This window comes from Sphingobacterium sp. LZ7M1, assembly GCF_024296865.1.
GTDB lineage: Bacteria > Bacteroidota > Bacteroidia > Sphingobacteriales > Sphingobacteriaceae > Sphingobacterium.
On record NZ_CP101134.1, the window covers coordinates 3,841,076 to 3,861,549 of the forward strand.

Annotated in this window: 15 protein-coding genes; 8 read left to right on the forward strand and 7 right to left on the reverse strand. The window is 41.8% G+C overall.

Going from position 1 to position 20,474, the window contains the following annotated elements:
• Positions 1-50: 50 nt before the first annotated feature.
• Positions 51-2,084 carry an excinuclease ABC subunit UvrB gene (gene uvrB, locus NMK93_RS16530; RefSeq protein WP_185213291.1) on the reverse strand — a complete coding sequence of 678 codons (2,034 nt, stop codon included), beginning with the start codon at positions 2,082-2,084 and terminating at the stop codon, positions 51-53.
• Between the two features lie 117 nt (positions 2,085-2,201).
• On the opposite strand from uvrB, the gene upp reads away from it, so the two are divergent.
• The 4 genes from upp to NMK93_RS16550 all read left to right on the forward strand — a co-directional run bounded on the left by upp (position 2,202) and on the right by NMK93_RS16550 (position 4,965).
• On the forward strand, positions 2,202-2,846 hold the full coding sequence (gene upp, locus NMK93_RS16535) for a uracil phosphoribosyltransferase (RefSeq protein WP_185213290.1): 645 nt from the start codon (positions 2,202-2,204) through the stop codon (positions 2,844-2,846).
• 102 nt (positions 2,847-2,948) lie between these two features.
• Positions 2,949-3,422, forward strand: coding sequence for a ribonuclease H-like YkuK family protein (locus NMK93_RS16540; protein ID WP_185213289.1), 474 nt, complete (start codon positions 2,949-2,951; stop codon positions 3,420-3,422).
• A gap of 388 nt (positions 3,423-3,810) precedes the next feature.
• Positions 3,811-4,413, forward strand: coding sequence for a nicotinamide riboside transporter PnuC (pnuC, locus tag NMK93_RS16545; RefSeq protein WP_254529646.1), 603 nt, complete (start codon positions 3,811-3,813; stop codon positions 4,411-4,413).
• Between the two features lie 12 nt (positions 4,414-4,425).
• Positions 4,426-4,965, forward strand: a complete 540-nt coding sequence (locus NMK93_RS16550; RefSeq protein WP_254529648.1) for an AAA family ATPase — start codon at positions 4,426-4,428, stop codon at positions 4,963-4,965.
• A gap of 95 nt (positions 4,966-5,060) precedes the next feature.
• On the opposite strand, the gene ahcY is transcribed toward NMK93_RS16550, so the two are convergent.
• Positions 5,061-6,377, reverse strand: coding sequence for an adenosylhomocysteinase (ahcY, locus tag NMK93_RS16555; RefSeq protein ID WP_254529650.1), 1,317 nt, complete (start codon positions 6,375-6,377; stop codon positions 5,061-5,063).
• A gap of 162 nt (positions 6,378-6,539) precedes the next feature.
• On the opposite strand from ahcY, the gene NMK93_RS16560 reads away from it, so the two are divergent.
• Together NMK93_RS16560 and NMK93_RS16565 are read left to right on the forward strand one after the other, a co-directional pair.
• Complete coding sequence (locus tag NMK93_RS16560; protein ID WP_185213285.1) at positions 6,540-6,950, forward strand: BrxA/BrxB family bacilliredoxin; 411 nt, start codon at positions 6,540-6,542, stop codon at positions 6,948-6,950.
• 126 nt (positions 6,951-7,076) lie between these two features.
• The gene (locus tag NMK93_RS16565; protein ID WP_254771284.1) at positions 7,077-8,726 is read left to right on the forward strand and encodes an amidohydrolase; all 1,650 of its coding nucleotides are present in this window, start codon (positions 7,077-7,079) and stop codon (positions 8,724-8,726) included.
• Between the two features lie 2 nt (positions 8,727-8,728).
• Here NMK93_RS16565 and NMK93_RS16570 read toward each other — a convergent pair whose 3' ends face one another.
• Together NMK93_RS16570 and lipA are read right to left on the reverse strand one after the other, a co-directional pair.
• A complete protein-coding gene (locus NMK93_RS16570) occupies positions 8,729-9,625 on the reverse strand; it encodes a hypothetical protein (protein ID WP_254529654.1) in 897 nt (298 codons plus the stop codon).
• Between the two features lie 73 nt (positions 9,626-9,698).
• Positions 9,699-10,580 (reverse strand): lipoyl synthase, encoded by an 882-nt coding sequence (gene lipA / locus NMK93_RS16575; protein WP_185213281.1) that lies wholly within the window; start codon positions 10,578-10,580, stop codon positions 9,699-9,701.
• Positions 10,581-10,722: 142 nt separating this feature from the next.
• Here lipA and NMK93_RS16580 point away from each other — a divergent pair, with 142 nt between their 5' ends.
• Complete coding sequence (locus NMK93_RS16580) at positions 10,723-12,975, forward strand: family 20 glycosylhydrolase (protein WP_254529656.1); 2,253 nt, start codon at positions 10,723-10,725, stop codon at positions 12,973-12,975.
• Between the two features lie 279 nt (positions 12,976-13,254).
• Entirely contained in the window at positions 13,255-16,074 is a 2,820-nt protein-coding gene (gene carB, locus NMK93_RS16585; protein WP_185217637.1) for a carbamoyl-phosphate synthase large subunit, read from the forward strand.
• A gap of 198 nt (positions 16,075-16,272) precedes the next feature.
• On the opposite strand, the gene NMK93_RS16590 is transcribed toward carB, so the two are convergent.
• From NMK93_RS16590 to NMK93_RS16600, 3 genes are all read right to left on the reverse strand, one after another.
• Positions 16,273-17,352 carry a formylglycine-generating enzyme family protein gene (locus tag NMK93_RS16590; RefSeq protein ID WP_254529658.1) on the reverse strand — a complete coding sequence of 360 codons (1,080 nt, stop codon included), beginning with the start codon at positions 17,350-17,352 and terminating at the stop codon, positions 16,273-16,275.
• Positions 17,353-17,494: 142 nt separating this feature from the next.
• Positions 17,495-18,904 carry a Gfo/Idh/MocA family protein gene (locus NMK93_RS16595; RefSeq protein WP_185213277.1) on the reverse strand — a complete coding sequence of 470 codons (1,410 nt, stop codon included), beginning with the start codon at positions 18,902-18,904 and terminating at the stop codon, positions 17,495-17,497.
• A 264-nt stretch (positions 18,905-19,168) separates the two neighbouring features.
• The gene (locus NMK93_RS16600) at positions 19,169-20,473 is read right to left on the reverse strand and encodes a TolC family protein (protein ID WP_185213276.1); all 1,305 of its coding nucleotides are present in this window, start codon (positions 20,471-20,473) and stop codon (positions 19,169-19,171) included.
• Between the last annotated feature and the right edge of the window lies 1 nt (position 20,474).

Sequence of the window (20,474 nt, forward strand, 5' to 3'; positions counted from 1 at the left end):
GGAGGCTTTTGTGTTTAGACCTCCAAAAATTCTACAGGTTTAAAACAAAATTATTTTGCTCCAAATTTCTCTTCGTAGGTTTTCTCCAGAGAGAACATTTCGTCCCGAAGTTTTGCAGCTTCCAAGAATTCCATTTCCTTGGCAGCTTTCTCCATACGTTTTCTCACAGTTTCTATCGCCTTCTTCATTTCCTTTTCACTCATATATTCGATCAAAGGATCAGCCGCAACGGAGGCACCTGCTTCCGGCTCAACATAAAACTTAGGTTCGCCTTTAAAGTCAGCCACTGAAGTTTGTTCCAGGATCTCCTCTTTGGTCTTCCCTACTGTCCTAGGTGTTATGCCATGCTCCAGGTTATAGGCAATCTGCTTATCCCTTCTGCGATTGGTTTCATCGATTGTCACACGCATACTATCTGTCATCTTATCGGCATACATGATCACACGTCCCTTGTCGTTACGAGCTGCGCGACCGATGGTCTGGATCAAGGATCTTTCCGAACGCAAGAAGCCTTCCTTATCCGCATCCAGGATGGCCACTAAGGTCACCTCTGGTAAGTCAAGTCCTTCCCTCAATAGATTGACCCCTACCAATACATCAAACTCGCCCAGACGCAGTCCCCTCAAGATCTCGACCCTTTCCAAAGTCTTTACCTCTGAGTGTATATACCGAACCTTGATATTTAATCGGGTCATGTATTTGGTCAGCTCCTCAGCCATACGTTTGGTCAAGGTCGTAGCCAAAATCCTTCCACCCTCTTTTATCGTTTTATCAACCTGTTCCAAGAAATCGTCCACCTGATTCACCGCCGGTCTGACTTCCACAACCGGATCTAACAGTCCAGTCGGACGGATCACCTGCTCCACCACCACACCTTCGGTCTGTTGCAGTTCATAATCTCCAGGAGTCGCTGAAACATAGATGGTCTGATTGGTTAAAGACTCAAATTCCGGAAAGTTCAAAGGACGGTTATCCAATGCTGCTGGCAAGCGGAAACCATGCTCAACCAAGGAAATCTTCCTGGATCGGTCACCACCATACATTGCCCGCAATTGCGGTATGGTCACATGGCTCTCATCGATCACCAACAGATAATCATCAGGGAAATAATCCAACAGGCAGAACGGTCGCATGCCCGGATCCCGGCCGTCAAAGAAACGGGAATAATTCTCGATTCCCGAGCAATAGCCCAACTCACGCATCATCTCCAAGTCGTAGTTCACCCGTTCTTCCAACCTTTTAGCTTCCAGCATTTTTCCTTCTTCCTCCAATTGGGTTTTCCGAGCTACCAATTCATCCTGAATCGACCAGATGGACTGGGTAAATTTATCCTTTGGCGTCACGAAAAGATTCGCTGGAAATAAAGCCAGGCTTTCATGTTTTTCCAAAGTCCTTCCCGAAACCGGATCGATTTCACTCAACTCATCAATCTCATCTCCAAAGAAGGAAACACGATAGGCTACATCCAAATATGCAGGGTAAACATCTATGGTATCGCCCTTTACGCGAAATGTTCCACGTTTAAATTCAGCAGTAGTCCGTGCGTACAGGATCTCGACCAACTTATGCAGGAATGCATTCCTACTGATGGTAGTCCCTACGCCGAAACGGAATATAGACCTGGAAAAGTCTTCCGGATTACCCATACCATAAATACAGGAAACCGATGAAACCACGATAACATCACGTCTTCCAGACATCAGGGCCGAAGTCGTTGCCAATCGCAGCTTTTCAATCTCCTCATTGATAGCCAGATCTTTCTCGATATACGTGTTCGTATGGGCAATAAAAGCCTCGGGTTGATAGTAGTCATAATAGGACACAAAATAATTCACCGCATTGTTCGGGAAGAATTGCTTGAATTCTCCGTACAGCTGCGCCGCAAGGGTCTTGTTATGGCTCAATATCAAGGTGGGCTTCTGGGTTTGCTGGATTACATTCGCTACAGTAAATGTCTTCCCCGAACCTGTAACCCCCAAAAGGGTCTGATAGGTTTCGCCCTGATCCACGCCACTCACCAATTCTTTGATTGCTCCAGGTTGGTCACCTGTTGGTCTATACTCTGATGTTAACTCAAATTTCATAGAATGCCTTTCGTACACCTAAGTTATCAAATTTTATTCCCTTTATAGTTATCTGCCCTGCAAACAAACGAATCCGAAAAATTATTGTTATTTTGGTAGCTAACAAGACTTTTTGTCATGGTCACTATCTTAACGAAACAAAACAGCATTGCAAACCATTTCTTAGCAGAACTAAGGGATGTAGGGGTTCAAACAGACAGGATGCGATTCAGAAGGAATCTGGAACGCTTAGGCGAGGTAATGGCCTATGAAATCTCCAAAACCTTCGAATACAAATATTCAGAAGTGGAAACTCCACTTGGCGTGGCCAATACCCATCTCATGAGCATTCAACCGGTCATCGCAACGATAATCCGTGCAGGTTTACCTTTTCACCAAGGCTTGTTGAATTATTTCGACAATGCAGACTCTGCTTTTATAGCTGCCTATAGGCATACCAAGAAAAGCGGTGAGTTTGAGATCCACAAGAAGTATCAGAACACCCCTAACCTAGATGGTAAGATCGTTATTATGGCCGATCCCATGCTAGCCACCGGCCGCAGTCTAGTCTTATGCTGCAAGGACCTCATGAATGATTATGACATCAAGGAACTGCATATCGCCACGGTCATCGCTTCTGAAGAAGGGTTACAGCATGTTCAGGCATTCTTGCCCGAAGTACAGATCTGGGTAGGTGCTGTGGACAATGAACTGACGAGCAAGTCTTATATCGTTCCGGGGTTAGGCGACGCTGGAGACTTGGCTTTTGGCAACAAAGAATAGAAAAAGCGCTTTAAATTAAACAAATACTTAGCAATTTATTAACATATAACAATTAGATAATGAATCACATATCCGTAAATTTAATAAACAAATTTTCATACTATGGAATGGCAAAAATACAACGGAGAGACAATAAAACTTCCTTTATGGTCCGCAGTTGAGGAGACCATTGTAAGGGAGAAAAATGCTGGCAACAAACTCAAGGTCTACATTGGCACTGACTCCCAAGTCAAAAGAGGAACGGTCGAGTTTGCAACAGTCGTTGTCTTCCTCAGAGAACACCGAGGTGGTTTTATGTTCATCAGAAAAGACAAGAAAAGTCACAACATGACCATCAAAGAAAGAATGCTTTTAGAAGTTCAGCATTCGATTGAAACCGCATACGAACTTTGCCCCCTCTTGGATCAATACCAAATCGATCTAGAAGTCCACGCCGACATCAATACAAATCCAAATTTCCAATCCAATACTGCACTGAAGGAAGCCATGGGCTACATCCTAGGAATGGGTTTTATTTTTAAGGCTAAACCAGAATCTTTCGCCAGCACGAATTGCGCCAATAAATTGGTTCAATAAGCCTGAACAGAGATCCCTTCTTAACCGAGTCACCTCTTTAATTACTCCCCGTAATTGAAGGATGCATAACTTACCCCCACAATTTTGATCTAAATCCTAGGTCAGTAAAAATCTTCTCCCCTAATTTTTCTGAAAACCTTGTAGATTATTTTAGGTAACCTTTTAAGAAATCTTGCGGTTTCACCTTGACCTCATTCGAGACACATTCGGAAATTCCGAATTGGCTATAATTTTTTCAGAATGATTCTCGAATGATTCTCGAACATGCCTCGAATAAGACCCCTACTATTGGACCATATGCTGTCCTGAAATGGGAAATTTTTCTGACCATAATTTTTAATAATGGATTAGAATGGGCACTTTTATTGAAAATATCTAGAAAAAGAGCATGCAGGACTTCCTACAGCAATTATATGAGCAGTTTCTGCTGACTTCTCCCCTGGAATGGTTGGCAACGATTACCGGTTTCCTGTGTGTTTATCTTGCCGCCAAGCAAAATATCTGGAATTGGCCTATCAGTATTGTTTCCGTCCTGACCTATTTATTTATCTTCTATCATAACAAGCTGTATGGCGACTCTATTCTGCAGATTTATTTTTTAGGGACAGCAATTTACGGGTGGTACTATTGGAATAAAAGGGCCCATTCTGAAGAGCGTCCGATCAGTTCCTTCAACAGCAAACAGATGCTTTTGACCATTGTCGTGATTGTGGTGCTTTCGGGGATATTGGGCTTGCTCTTAGACCGTTTTACCGACACCGATGTGCCTTATGCAGATGGATTCTGTACAGCAACCAGTTTTGTTGCGCAGTTTCTGATGACGAGAAAGGTGCTTCAGAATTGGCTTTTGTGGGTTTTTGTGGACATCTGCTATATACCCTTATATTTCCACAAGGACCTGCTCTTGACAGCTGTGCTCTATTTGGCTTTTGCCATTATTGCTTGGAATGGCTACCGGGATTGGAAGAAAACCTATCAAAATTTTCAGTAATATTGCCTTTCTATGGAAATTGAAAGAGTGCATCCCAGGAAGATTGCAGTGGTCGGTCCGGAATCAACAGGCAAATCCACCATGGCAAATTACCTTGCCAAAGAGTTAGGAACGGTCTGTGTCCCCGAATATGCTCGATATTATTGCAAAAACCTGAACAATCAATATACCTTACAGGATGAAACCAACATGTTCTACGGACAGATTGCACTGGAAGAAGCATTGACCGCATCTGCAAGCCATGGACTCTTGGTCTGTGATACCACGATATTGACGGTTAAGATTTGGTCTGATCATCTTTTTGGCTATACTCCAGAGGAAGTAACTGAAGAAATCAGATCAAGGAAGTATGACCTCTATCTCCTGATGGATATAGACCTACCATGGGAAGATGATCCATTACGGGATTTCCCTACCGAAAGAGCACACTTTATGAAAGTTTGGAAAGAGGAACTAAATGCCCTCCAGGCTGAATACGAAATCATTTCCGGTCTAGAAGAGGCCAGACTACAAAACGGATTAAATGCCGTAAAAAAGCAATTAAATCTATAAACAAGAAAGCCGAGGGATATCCCTCGGCTTTCTTGTTTATAGATTAAGCAATCAGCAAAGTCTAAATACTAACTACTAATTACTAAATACTCATATTAATAACGGTATGCTTCTGGCTTATAAGGGCCTTCAACAGTTACACCGATATATTCAGCTTGTTCAGGAGTCAATTCATCCAATTCAACACCGATATGGGCAAGGTGCAGACGAGCAACTTTTTCATCAAGGTGTTTAGGTAGGGTGTACACTTCTTTTTTGTATTGGTCAGTATTGGTCCATAGTTCCAATTGAGCCAATGTTTGGTTGGTGAAAGAGTTTGACATCACGAAAGATGGATGACCCGTAGCACAACCTAGGTTTACCAAACGGCCTTCAGCTAAGAGAATGATATCTTTGCCATCGATTGTATATTTATCAACCTGCGGTTTGATTTCTACTTTAGAGCTGCCGTGGTTTTGGTTTAACCAAGCCACATCGATTTCATTGTCGAAGTGACCGATATTACAAACTACAGTTTTATCTTTCATTGCCTTGAAATGCTCAGGGCGGATGATGTCTTTGTTACCGGTCGTAGTTACCACGATATTAGCTTCTTTGATGGCATCTTCCATTTTCTTCACCTCATAACCTTCCATTGCCGCCTGCAAAGCACAGATTGGGTCAATTTCAGTTACCAATACACGCACACCTGCAGAACGCAATGATTCAGCAGAACCTTTACCTACATCACCATAGCCGGCAACTACCGCAACTTTACCTGCCAACATCAAATCGGTAGCACGGCGAATGGCATCAACCAATGATTCACGACATCCGTACTTGTTATCAAATTTAGATTTGGTCACGGAGTCATTAACATTGATCGCTGGTAGATGTAAGGTACCGTTTTTCATACGTTCGTATAGACGGTGCACACCTGTAGTGGTTTCTTCAGAAAGACCTTTGATGCCATCGATCAATTCAGGGAACTGGTCGAATACCATATTGGTCAAGTCACCACCATCATCCAAGATCATGTTCAATGGTTGACGATCTTCTCCAAAAAACAAGGTTTGTTCTATACACCAGTTAAATTCCTCTTCATTCATGCCTTTCCAAGCATAAACAGGGATACCAGCAGCAGCGATAGCAGCAGCAGCATGATCTTGAGTAGAGAAGATATTACAAGAAGACCAAGATACATCCGCACCTAGTTCAACTAAGGTTTCAATCAATACAGCAGTTTGAATAGTCATGTGCAAACAGCCAGCGATTCTTGCGCCTTTTAAAGGTTTGGTTGCACCAAATTCCTTACGTAAGGACATTAATCCTGGCATTTCCGCTTCTGCTAATTCTATTTCTTTACGGCCCCACTCTGCTAAAGAGATGTCTTTTACTTTGTAAGGTACGTAGGTAGTTTCTAATGATGACATAGTTTTCCTTTTTGATTTTAGAACCACAAAATTACTTGATAGTCAAATCAATTCAAAACATTGCTGCATTATTCACTGTAAAATTGACATTTTCTTGAGGATAACGGCTTGACTATGGTATCATTTAAGACTATATTTGCATAAATCATTAAGAATTAGAATATGTATCCAGAATATTTAGTAGCTCCAATGCGTCAAGAATTAGTTGATGCTGGATTTCAAGAATTAAAGTCAGCATCTGAGGTTGACTCTGCAATTCCTTCTGAAGGAACTGTATTCGTAGTAGTAAACTCGGTTTGTGGTTGTGCTGCTGCCAATGCGCGTCCAGCTGCAAAAGCTGCCGTTAAAAACGAAAAACACCCTGACAAATTGGTTACTGTATTTGCCGGAATGGAAAAAGAAGCAGTAGACAAAGCACGTCAGTATATGTTACCTTACCCTCCATCTTCTCCAGCAATGGCATTGTTCAAAGATGGTAAGTTGGTGCATATGATAGAAAGACATATGATTGAAGGCAGACCTGCTCAAATGATTGCTGACAACTTAGTTGCAGCTTTCGACGAGTACTGCTAACATTCATTGTATTTTGATTTTTGAATATCGAAAAAGCTTCTTTTAACCTTAAAAGAAGCTTTTTCTTATTCAGGGCAATTTCAGCTTTTTCTTAGTACATTTGTCTTAAATCATCTTAACGAAACGATGAATCTTAAAACCAACCTTATATTTCTATTTCTGATTAGCTTGTTCATAAGCTGTACCACCAATAAACAGATTGACTTGATAGTTTATAATGCGAAAGTGTACACGGTAGACTCTCTTTTTTCTACAGTGGAAGCCTTTGCCGTAAACAATGGCGTCATTGTCGAGCTGGGGGATTCACAAGATTTACTGAACAAATATGATGCAAAGGAGAAACTGGATGTGGAAGGCAAGTTTATCTATCCTGGGTTTTATGATGCCCATGCGCACTTCTTTATGTTAGCAGAAGGCATGGATGAGGTAAACTTGGTGGGTTCAAAGTCTTTTGATGAGGTATTAGAAAGGTTAAAAGCTTATGCTAGCGCCAATCCAGACAAAAAATGGATCATTGGTAATGGTTGGGACCAGAACCTATGGGAGGTAAAAGATTTCCCGACCAAGGATTCCTTGGATAAATATTTCCCGAATATTCCAATCTATTTGACAAGGGTGGATTATCATGCTGCGCTGGCAAATACCAGTGCATTGCAAAAAGCATCCCTAGACAGCGCTTATTTTGTTGAAGGTGGCGTTATATCGGTCAACGAGGAAGGATTACCTGACGGCATCCTGATCGACAATGCCATGCAGTTGGTTCAGAGCCACATTCCTAAACAACAAAATTCAGCTTTGCTGAAGATTTTGAGAAGAGCTCAAGATTCACTGCTTTCGGTAGGTCTGACCAGTATCGTCGATGCCGGATTAACCAAAGAACAGATTGAATCCCTGAAGATATTCTATAATGAGGATTCATTGGCCATCAGGGATTATGCCATGGTGCTTGCGAATGAACAAAGTGTAAAGGACTATTTGAGGTCCGGAACATTCGAGTCGGACCGATTGACGGTTCGTTCCTTTAAGTTAATGGCAGATGGAGCCTTGGGTTCTCGTGGTGCATGTTTATTACACCCGTACCATGACGCACCAACCAATGGATTCCTATTGCAAAGCCCTGAAGAATTTGACAAGGTCATCAAAAGGTTGGCCAACAGCAATTTCCAGGTAAATACCCATGCTATCGGTGATTCTGCCAATAGGATTATCTTGGACACTTATGGCAAATACCTGAAAGATGGCAAAAAACGTCGTTGGAGGATAGAGCATGCACAGATCATTGCCCCTAATGATTTTGATAAATTCAAGGAATTCCAGATCATCCCATCGGTTCAACCGACCCATGCTACTTCGGATATGTACTGGGCCGAAAATCGCATCGGACCGGACCGTATCAAAGGTGCGTATGCTTATAAGAAGCTCTTGGAAGAATATGGTTTATTGGCATTGGGCAGTGATTTCCCCGTGGAACATTACAATCCCCTATATGGTTTCCACGCTGCTGTAGCACGAGTGGACAAGGTAGGGTACCCTGAGGGTGGTTTCCAAATGGAAAATGCCATTACAAGAGAACAGGCCTTGCGAGGCATGACCATTTGGGCGGCATATTCTTGCTTCCAGGAAAAGAAACGCGGGAGTATAGAAAAAGGTAAAGATGCGGATTTCGTGATCTTGGAAGACGATATCATGACTGCTCCCAATGAGAAATTGAGGGATGTCAAAACCCTGAGAACCGTTATAGCTGGGCAGACCGAATATATAAGGTCTAATAAGTAAACTTATTCCAGCCCATCAAATTCCTTAGGTTTAAAATAGGAAATCAATCCTGCGACTATCAATAGTCCCGGAATTCCTACGATCGCAAACAGGAACAGGAAATACTTAAAATGGTAGATCGATAAGATATCTCGGTCTACATCCTGCCCTCTGTAAATATTGATGTAACCGCTTTTAAAATAATCGTGAACTTGAGCCATCTCCTTAAATACCTCATATTGTTCACCCCTGGGAAATGCTTCAAAATAGTCAAAACCACGCACATTCATTTTCTTGAAATGGGCTATGGATCCTTTAGCAAACTTATCATCTAGGTGCTCATTCAGTTCCTTTCGACTAAATACCTTGCTATAGGCAAAACCCAACCATGCCTTGGCATGCGTTCGGTAGGCATCTGTTTTGGAGAAAATGGGCGCAATAAACAGGATATTGACCTGATGTTTCCCCATACTCAAGAGAGAAGGAGTACTGATGCTGCGGATAGGAATGACGCGCATGCGATCCACATACCAATCCTCTACTTCCAAAAAAACAGGGCTTTCACCGGCCTTCAGGTTATTGATGCTCTTCAGCTGTTGCACCGTAGCGAAATTGTAACGGATACTCTTGGCCAATGCTGGAAATAAGACTGCCGTAAGGATGGGAACAAGCACGAATAAAATCCCAATCGGCACCAGTTTCACGGCATCATTTGATATGTCGGGAAAAATTATGCGAAGGATACGATGGAGAAAGATATAGACAAAAAGGAGGCTCAGAGCAATAGGAAACATCCACAATACCCATTCTGGAAGATTAATATTCCAAAAGCGGACCAGCAGGAAATAGGCTAAACTGGTCAACAAAAGCAATAACAGCTCCAGTAGGAATAAGGGAAGAAATATTCTCTTGAAAAACATATCAAACACTATTGATAAAGGTTAAAAATAATGTATTCCAAAAAAAAACCTTAGAATTCTAAGGATTTAATCTTTATTGCATATCGAAGAGATGTTTTTCAGCATGGTAGGATGATCTTACCAATGGTCCGGATTCTACGTATTTGAATCCCATTTTCAATCCGATTTCTTTATATTTTTCAAATTGTTCAGGGGTTACCCAATCAATAACAGGATGGTGTGCTTTTGTAGGTTGAAGGTATTGTCCGATGGTCAGGATATCGACCCCTACATTGTACAGATCTTGCATAGTTTCGATAACATCCTCTTCGGTTTCACCCAAACCTAACATAATACCTGACTTCGTACGAAGACCTGCTTCGGAGATCCTTCTCAAGCATTCCAATGAACGGTCATATTTAGCTTGGATTCGAACTTCACGGGTCAATCTTCTAACGGTCTCAATATTATGGGACACCACTTCAGGACGAACGGCCAATACGCGGTCTAGGTTTTCCCATTGCCCCTTAAAGTCAGGGATCAAGGTTTCCAAAGTTGTTTCAGGACTTTCCCTACGGATAGCCAAAATTGTCTCAGCCCAGATCTGTGAACCTCCATCCTTCTGGTCATCGCGGTCTACCGAAGTAATAACACAATGCTTAACCTGCATCAATTTGACCGAATTTGCCACACGGTTTGGTTCATCGTGATCTACAGGTAGTGGTCTACCGGTAGCTACGGCGCAGAATGAACACGATCGCGTGCAGATATTTCCTAGGATCATAAAGGTAGCAGTACCTGCTCCCCAACATTCACCCATGTTAGGACAATTTCCACTTTCGCAAATGGTATGCAGCTTATGTTCATCAACCAAACTTCTTACATGTCGGTATTCTTTTCCAACAGGTAGCTTTACGCGCAACCAATCTGGTTTACGTTGAGTCTGGTTTACAGGAATTACAGGAAGTTCAATCATGCAACAAAGTTAATGATATTTACAGTATTTATGTTAAACGAATGTTAGGATAATCTCATAAAAACCATGTCTCTACTTTTATTGTTATCTAAATATTATTTTTTTAGGATATTTGCTAAAAATCAAACCCCTATTCTCCAATATGGTTCATCATCTGCGTAAATTACTCTTTTTGACCTGTTTGTTGCCCTTATGGCTATCTGCCCAAGAACAGGAAATTGCCATAATTCCTCGACCTGTCAAAGTGGTCTCCCAAGAAGGAAATTTCAACCTCGACCACAAACTAGATCTCTACTATACCGAGGAGTTTTCCCAGGTTGCAGATCTGGTCAATGAGATACCAGGCATTCATATTGGAAATTCAGAGTTAGTTAAAAAGATCAAAAAACAGCATAATTCGGGAATTCGCCTGTTTAAGGCGGAAGAATATGACCGTGTTGACCCAAACGGCTACCTCATTGAGGTGGATGAACAGGGTATCCTCATTAAGGCGCATTCCGCTCAAGCGATGATCCCGGGAATCTATAGTCTGGTGCAATTGAGCTATCTGAACGACAGTAAGTCCTTGCCATTTGTACGCATCGAGGATAAGCCAAGGTTTCCCTATAGAGGGATGCACTTGGATGTTTCCCGGAATTTTATGCCCTTTAATTTCCTAAAGAAATACATTGACCTATTGGCGCTTTATAAATTCAATTACTTCCATTGGCACCTAACAGATGGGGCTGGATGGAGATTGGAGATCAAGCAGTACCCAGAATTGACGAAGAAGGCCGCTTGGAGGACGCATACGCTGTGGAAAGATTGGTGGAACAATGGTCGACAATATGTAGACGAAGGTACCCCAAATGCCAGTGGAGGATATTATACGCAAGACCAAGCAAGGGAACTGGTAGCCTATGCCGCTAAGCGGGGCATTACCATTATTCCAGAGATTGAAATGCCAGGACATTCCGAAGAGGTATTAGCCGTTTACCCTGAACTATCCTGTACAGGCCAACCTTATACCCAAGGTGAGTTCTGTTTAGGCAATGAGGACAGCTATAAATTCCTAAAGAATGTTTTGGATGAGGTAATGACCATCTTCCCTTCCCCGTATATCCATATCGGAGGCGATGAGGCTGATAAATCCCATTGGAAAAATTGTCCGAAATGCCAAGCCTTGATGAAGAAGGATAGCCTGAAGTCGGAAGATGAACTACAGTCCTATGCCATCAAGCAAATGGATGAGTACCTGCAATCCAAAGGCAGAAAGCTGATAGGCTGGGATGAGATATTAGAAGGAGGATTGACAGCGGGAGCCACCGTGATGAGCTGGAGAGGTGAAGAAGGCGGGATTAAATCAGCGAATGCTGGGCATGATGTCATCATGACGCCTGGGGCATATTTATATTTTGATGGTTACCAAACCGATCCTAGGACACAGCCTGAAGCCTTGGGTGGATTTTTGCCATTGGAAAAGGTCTATAGCTACAACCCTATCCCGGAAGGGATCCAAGATGATAAGAAAAAGCATATTCTAGGTGCACAAGCGAATGTATGGACGGAACACATCCCAACCTACCAACATGTGGAATACATGGCATTCCCAAGGGCATTAGCGCTATCGGAAGTGGTATGGACCGATAAGGAAAGTAAGTCCTGGCCTGATTTCCAAAAGAGACTGCAACAGCAATATAAGATATTACAGAAATTGGAGGTGAACTATTACCGTCCATCCTATAATGTGATCAATAAGGTAGAATTTGATTCTGTTCATGTCAGGAACACCGTTAGTTTGTCTTCGGAGCAGTTTAAACCAAACATCCGCTATACGATAGATGGGACGGAACCGAGCAAATCATCGACCTTGTACAATCTTCCGATCGAGCTATCGAAATCGGCGGTAATCAAGGCTGCATCCTTTTTGGATTCCGCTAGGGTCAGTCCGGTGGAGACCATAGAACTGGATATACATAAGGCCATTGGAAAAGAAGTGATCTATAAAACGGCTTGGGAAGGATATCCTGCACAGGGCAACAGGACGCTGACCAACGGCATAAAAGGAACATTGACCTACCAGGATGGACAATGGCAGGGATTTACCAAAGGCGTAGATGTGATTGTGGATTTTGAGAGAAGAGAAGAGATAAAATCTGTGGCCTTAAATTTTATGCAAATCCCAGCACCGGGGGTATATTTTCCGGGAGAGTTTACGGTATTGGTTTCGGACAATGGAAAAAGTTACAGAGAATTGGGAACCGTAAAAAATCAGGTAAGCACGACAGACCCGGCATTGAAATTTCAGAAGTTTGAAATCAAGCTGGAAAAGCCGGTCATGGCACGATATATACAGATCAAGGCGACTAACCCGATGAAGGGTTATCTATTCGCCGATGAGATAGTCATTTATTAATGGAAAAAGGGAATTCAGATCATTGAGTTCCCTTTTTTATGGGCGAAACTTTTTCTGAGGATAAGCATAAAGGGTTTAATTGGAGGAAAACGTAATGAATTCCTTAAATAAGCAGCTAGGAAGGTTCAATTTTTTCGATGAAATAATTCGTTCATTATTAAAATAAAAATGTAACTTTGCACTCCGACAAAGCAGTCGGAAAAACACCTCCCATTAAGGCAATCTCTGTCTGCAAACGTCCACTTAATTATTTGTATTTAACAATTGAAATAAAAAATAATGCCTAGAAACACCTCCATCAATTCGGTATTAATCATTGGATCTGGACCTATTGTTATCGGACAAGCCTGTGAGTTTGACTATTCAGGATCACAAGCAGCATTGTCTCTGAAAGAAGAAGGAATCTCTGTATCCATCATTAATTCAAACCCAGCTACAATCATGACCGATAGTGTTGTAGCAGATCACGTTTATTTACTTCCATTAACTTGCGAAAGTATCGAGCAGATCCTTCAAGAACGCCAAATCGATGCTGTACTACCAACTATGGGTGGTCAGACCGCTTTGAACCTATGTATTGAAGCATCCAACCGTGGTATTTGGGACAAATACAATGTTAAAGTGATAGGAGTTGATGTAGCTGCTATCGAGAAAACTGAAAACCGTGAAGAATTCCGCCAATTGATGATCGACATCGGTGTTGGTGTTGCGAACTCTAAGATTGCGAACTCCTTCTTGGAAGGTAAAGAAGCTGCGCAGTTGATCGGATTCCCATTAGTAATTCGCCCTTCTTACACATTGGCTGGAACCGGAGGTGGTTTTGTGCACAAGAAAGAAGAATTTGACGCTGCCTTGAACAGAGGTCTGCATGCATCCCCTACCCATGAGGTATTGGTGGAGCAAGCAGTATTGGGTTGGAAAGAATTTGAATTGGAATTATTACGTGATACAAACGATAACGTAATCATCATCTGTACGATCGAAAACTTTGATCCTATGGGTATCCATACCGGAGACTCCATTACAGTGGCTCCAGGGATGACCCTTTCGGACAAATGTTACCAAGATATGCGTAATCAAGCAATTAAGATGATGCGCTCTATCGGTAACTTCGCCGGTGGTTGTAACGTTCAGTTCTCTGTAAACCCTGAGAACGAAGAGATCATTGCTATCGAGATCAACCCACGTGTTTCCCGTTCATCAGCATTGGCTTCTAAAGCTACAGGTTACCCTATCGCTAAGATCGCTGCGAAATTGGCAATCGGTTATAACTTGGACGAACTTCAGAACCAGATCACTAAAAATACTTCAGCATACTTCGAGCCTACATTGGACTATGTAATCGTTAAGGTTCCACGCTTTAACTTTGACAAGTTTAAAGGTGCCAACAAGGAATTGGGCTTACAGATGAAGGCTGTAGGTGAGGTTATGGCAATCGGCCGTACTTTCATCGAGGCACTTCAAAAAGCGGCTCAATCGCTTGAGACTGGCCGTGCAGGTTTAGGTGCTGATGGTCGCCAATCAAGAAATTTAGAGGAAATCATGCACAGCTTGGAGCATCCAAGTGCTGATCGCCTTTTCCATATCAAAGATGCTTTCGAATTAGGGGTTCCTTTGGAATCTGTTCGTAAAGCGACCTTAATTGACAAATGGTTCTTATTGCAAATTCAAGAGCTTGTTCAATTAGAAGGTGAATTGCGCAGATACCAATTGAACAATATCCCTCGCGATTTCTTCATGACCTTGAAACAAAAAGGTTATTCAGATATACAAATCGCTTGGTTACTAGGGAATACAACAGAAGACGAGGTTTATGCTCGCCGTAAAGAATTGGGTATCCGTCGCGTTTACAAAATGGTTGACACCTGTGCCGCGGAATTCCCTGCACAGACTCCATACTATTACTCTACTTTCGAAGACGAAAACGAGTCGACAGCATCTGACCGCAAAAAGATCATCGTATTAGGTTCAGGACCTAACCGTATCGGTCAAGGTATCGAGTTTGATTACTCATGTGTACACGGTCTATTGGCCGCTAAAGAATCTGGTTACGAAGCAATCATGGTTAACTGTAACCCTGAGACGGTTTCTACAGACTTTAACATGGCTGACAAACTCTACTTCGAGCCTGTATTCTGGGAACACGTTCGTGAAATCATCGAATTGGAGAAACCGGTTGGTGTAATCGTTCAGTTAGGTGGTCAAACTGCCTTGAAAATGGCTGAGCGCCTAGAAGCCGAAGGCGTAAAGATCATCGGAACAAACTTTGCAAACATGGACTTGGCTGAAGACCGTGGAAGTTTCTCGGATCTATTGAAAGATTTAGATATCCCTTATCCAAAATATGGTGTGGCAACTTCTGCAGAGGAAGCGATCAAGGTTGCGAATGAAGTCGGTTACCCAGTATTGGTTCGTCCTTCCTATGTACTAGGTGGACAAGGAATGAGCATCGTGATCAACGATGAAGACTTGGAGAAAGCAGTAGTGAACCTATTAAAAAATCTTCCAGGTAACCATATCCTAATTGACCACTTCTTGGATAGAGCTGAAGAAGCGGAATCAGATTCGATCTGTGACGGTGAAGATGTTCACATCATCGGAATGATGGAGCACATCGAGCCTGCAGGTATCCACTCTGGTGACTCATCAGCAGTATTGCCTCCATTTAGCTTATCAGAAAAGGTTCAGCAGAAAATGGAAGAATATACCATCAAATTAGCGAAAGCATTGAATGTGATCGGTCTATTGAACATCCAATTCGCCATCAAAGATGAGAATGTATTTGTAATCGAGGCAAACCCTCGTGCATCACGTACAGTTCCATTTATCGCGAAAGCTTATGATGTACCTTACATCAATATCGCTACAAAGGTGATGTTGGGCGAGAACAAGTTGAAAGACTTCACGATCGAGCGCAAACTGAATGGATACGCCATCAAAGAGCCTGTATTCTCTTTCTCAAAATTCCCTGAGGTAGACAAGCAATTAGGCCCTGAGATGAAATCTACTGGTGAAGCAATCCGTTTTATCAAAGATCTTAACGATCCACATTTCAGAGAATTGTACAGCAAGAAATCAATGTTCTTGAATGCGCAGTAGCAGTACAGAGTACTAAGTACTAAGTATTTAGTATTTAGTATTTAGTATTTAGTATTTAGTATTTAGTATTTAGTATTTAGTATTTAGTATTTAGTATTTAGATATAAAAAATTCGAAAAGGTCTGAGAATAATTTCTCAGACCTTTTTTAATATTGAAGATGTCTAAATACTAAATACTTTCTACTAAATACTCTCTACTAAATAATACTCTTGACACACCTAAACCCTACATTATTTGTCGGCGAATTGATTTCTCCTTTTCCTCGACTTCCGGCTTTATAGCGCTCGCAATATTGGTCATTGCAAAGGAATGAGCCTCCACGTTGTACGCGTTTGATGGTTCCGGGTTCTTGGGGATCGTAGGAATCTGCTGGTCCTTTGGGGTTATCTTTAGGACTATGTTGGTAGTAATCTGGTCTGTAGAAGTCAGAACACCATTCCCAGACATTACCTTCCATATCGTAAAGGCCAAAGGCATTCGCTGGAAAGGACTTGACTGGTGCCGTAGTTTCGAATCCATCTTCTTTAGAGTTCTTGGTGGGGAATTCACCCTGGTAAATATTCGCTAGCCATTTGCCATCTTCCAACTTCTCAGACCCCCAATAGTAGGTTTCCGCTTGATGTTTACCTGCCTTGGCTGCATATTCCCATTCCGCTTCTGTTGGAAGTCGCTTTCCAGCCCATTTTGCATAGGCTTCTGCATCTTCGTAGGCAAGTTGCGTGACAGGATGGTTCTCCTTTCCTTTAATACTGCTCTTAGGTCCTTCAGGATGGCGCCAATTGGCATCGGGAACATATTCCCACCATTGCAGGTGGTCTTGCAAACCTTGGACTTGTTTTGGAGCCGAGAAGACTGCTGAGCCTGGCACCAATAAAGCTGGGTCTGCTCCAGAGAAATCTTTTGGATCTAATGGCCGCTCCGCTACCGTTACATATCCAGTGGCTTTCACAAATGCTTCAAACTGGGCATTGGTTACCTCATGCACGTCCATATAAAAGCTATTGACCGTAACTTGGTGCAAAGGTTGTGCATCCTGAAAGCTATTGCTTCCCATTTCAAAGGTTCCCCCTTCAATCAAGACCATTTCTGCTTTATCCTCCCCTAGGAGATTATTACCCACGGAATCCTTCTTTAGGTTTGCAAAACGGGAAGGAATGGATGAGGTATGACATACGGCAACCGAATCTGAAAAGACAACCTGTTCTTTATTCTTAGCACCAGATTGGCAAGCAGTGAACAATAAAAGGGAAATAGGAATAGATTTGAAAATGTTCATAGTATAGGATTGAAAGATCTCCTTTTACAAAGATAACAGAGTAATTGAAAAATGAAAACCAAGGACATTCGCTATGGAATCAGAAAGGAATCAAAAAAAGCTGCCTTTTGAGGCAGCTTTAATGAAAATATAGGATTTTTAACTATTTCACATTTAATTGAACATCCTTCGCGTTAACCTTTGGACGGATCTTGGTGTTACCACCACCGTTCAAGGTCATATCATGAGGTTTGTTTGTTTTCCAGTTACCTCTAGTGAAGTCAGGGATGTCCACTGTTCTGCTGTTTTTAGAAACAGATTCAACGCTTAATGGAACGATTGCACTCCATACGGCGCCATCATATACCGTTTGATCAAGAGGAAGACCATTACGCAGACAGTCGATCATTCTCCAGTCCATCATAAAGTCCATACCACCATGGCCACCAACTTCCTTAGCTTGTTCACCAATGAATTTCACTAATTCCGGAGTGTACTGATCGTATAGTTTTTTAAGTTCTTCTGGTTTTACGAAGCTATGTCCGAAAGCGATTCCTTCTTGAGGGTATTTCTGTGCAAAGCCTTTTGTACCACTCAATAAGTGAATACGAGAATAAGGACGAGGTGAAGTAACATCATGTTGAACCATTAATGTTTTACCTTTTTCAGTTTTGATCAAGGTCGTATCCATATTTCCTCTGTATTTCTTACCAACGAATTCTTGGAAGAAATCATCCTTTGCTGCTAATTCTCTAGCTCTGTCAGCCATCATAAAGTCATTTGACTGCATAGCAACGAGGTGGTTCAATTTATCGCCACAGTTGATGTTCATACATTGCGCGATTGGGCCAATACCGTGGGTTGGGTACAAGTTACCGTTCAATTTGATGTTCTCACGCAATCTCCACATGTTTTCATAACCTTTCTTATCGAAGTTCAAGTCCAATAAGTCATGGATATAAGCACCTTCAGCATGTACCAATTCGCCGAATAACCCTTGACGTACCATGTTCAAAGTCAACATTTCGAAGAAGTCATAACAACAGTTCTCCAACATCATACAATGTTTCTTGGTCGCTTCAGAAGTTTTTACAACTTCCCAGATTTCAGAGATCGTCAATCCCATTGGAACCTCTGTTGCAGCGTGTGCACCAGATTTCATTGCTTCAATAGCCATTGGAGCGTGGTATTCCCAAGGAGTTGTGATATATACAAGGTCTAGTTCTTCGTTTTTCAACATGGATTTCCAGCCATCTTCACCTGAATAGGCTTTAGCTTCCTTCAATCCTTTTTTAGTTAAGATAGTTTGAGCCTTGGTCACACGGTCTGCATGCTTATCACATAGTGCTACGATTTCTACACCTTCAATGTATGAAAGACGATCCACGGCGCCAGGACCACGCATACCCAAACCAATTACGGCTACTTTTACTTTATCTATTTTTGGAGCAGCAAATCCAGACATATTAAAGTTGGAGCTTGCAAACACCTCGTTTTGCAAAGAGGGCAATGTAATTGCTGCGCTGGACAACAAACCAGCCTTCTTTAAAAAATCTCTACGGGAGTTATTCATAGTATAAATTTATTATCAAACTAATTTACAAAATAAAGGGGGACATAGTCCCCCTATAAATCACCTATTTTAAAACAAACTAAACAGTCAAATTTTGATTTATCACAAATTAACGAATGGTATAATTTGGTTGAGGGGCTTGATTATCAAACCACTAATACAATGATAATATGATTTTTGATAAAACAAAAACAATTTGACCACGCAAACGTTTGTCCAATTTGCACAACCGTTTGCTTTCTGTCAAAATATTGAGACAAAAGACTATAGATTGATATTTCCGATCATCTCCTTCAGTGCAAGCTCTGAAAGCTTGGCCTGTAACCGAGAAGAATTGAACCTAGATACCGCATTGATAAAGTTTTCCTGTGCATCACGGAATTCTACGGCAGAGATGGTTCCTATCTTATATTTTTCTAAGGTAATATTGAGGTTCTGTCTGGCGATATCGGCGTTATTCTCCTCTAATCGTGCTAAAGACAGGTTTGTTTGATAAGATTCATATGCGGTGGACATGGCTGTCTTGATCAATAGATTCTGCTGATCGATCATCAATCCGGAGTTTTCCAATTGGATCTTGGCAACCCTTTCATTTCTACGTTGGTTAAATCCATCAAAAATATTGATCGAAGCTGTAACACCATAATTAAACCCACGGGAGTTCGAACTGGATACGAAACCTAAACTGGATTCAGATTCTGAAAAATTGTAACCTGTATTCAATCGTACAATGGGATATCGATTGCCCTTGACTCTCTTCACTTCCAATTCAGCCATCCTTTTATTGATGGCTATGATCTGTAGGTCTGGATTGTATTCTTTGGCTTTGTTCAATAACTCATCATAAATCAATGAATCATCGTACTCAACTTCTCTTTCTACATCAAATTCAATATTTAGATCACGCGCCATCAGGCTGTTCAGGTTAATCTTTAAGTTCTTGACTACATTGGCTTGCCTTAGTCTATTTGATTCATCCTCATTGAGGTTCACTTGCACGTTCAATACTTCCAGGCGGGAAGCCTTTCCGATCATGAATCTATTTTCAGCTGTACGCAGGCGTTCCGTGGAGATATTGATACTTGAATCTATGGCATTCAGGAGATTCTGTTGCTCTACAATGGTGTAATAGGTGGAGATAACATCGGAGACCTTAGCCAAGATCGTTTTTTTAAGTTCAAACTCCCCTTGTTTCTGAAGCTCCTTTAATTGGTCATACCTGGAAAACATCGCAAAACCATCAAAGATGGTCCATCCAATGCTAACGCCATAGCTCATATTATTGTTTTTCGCATTCCTCAATGAACGTTGATCTCCATTGGCCTGAACCTGTGAAGAGTTCATGACAGAGTTGTTCTGGGAGAAATTACCTGTAACCGTAGGCAACATACCGGCATTGCCATAGGTCATGTTTTCCTGGGCAACACGCAGGTCATTCTGCGATAGTTTTATTTCAAAGTTATTCTCAAGAGCTATCTGAACAGCATCCTTAGCGGTCAATAGTCCCTGCGCATTCAAATTCACCCCTGCTAAGAGTATCAGACAGCCTAATAAGACAAGTTTCTTCATT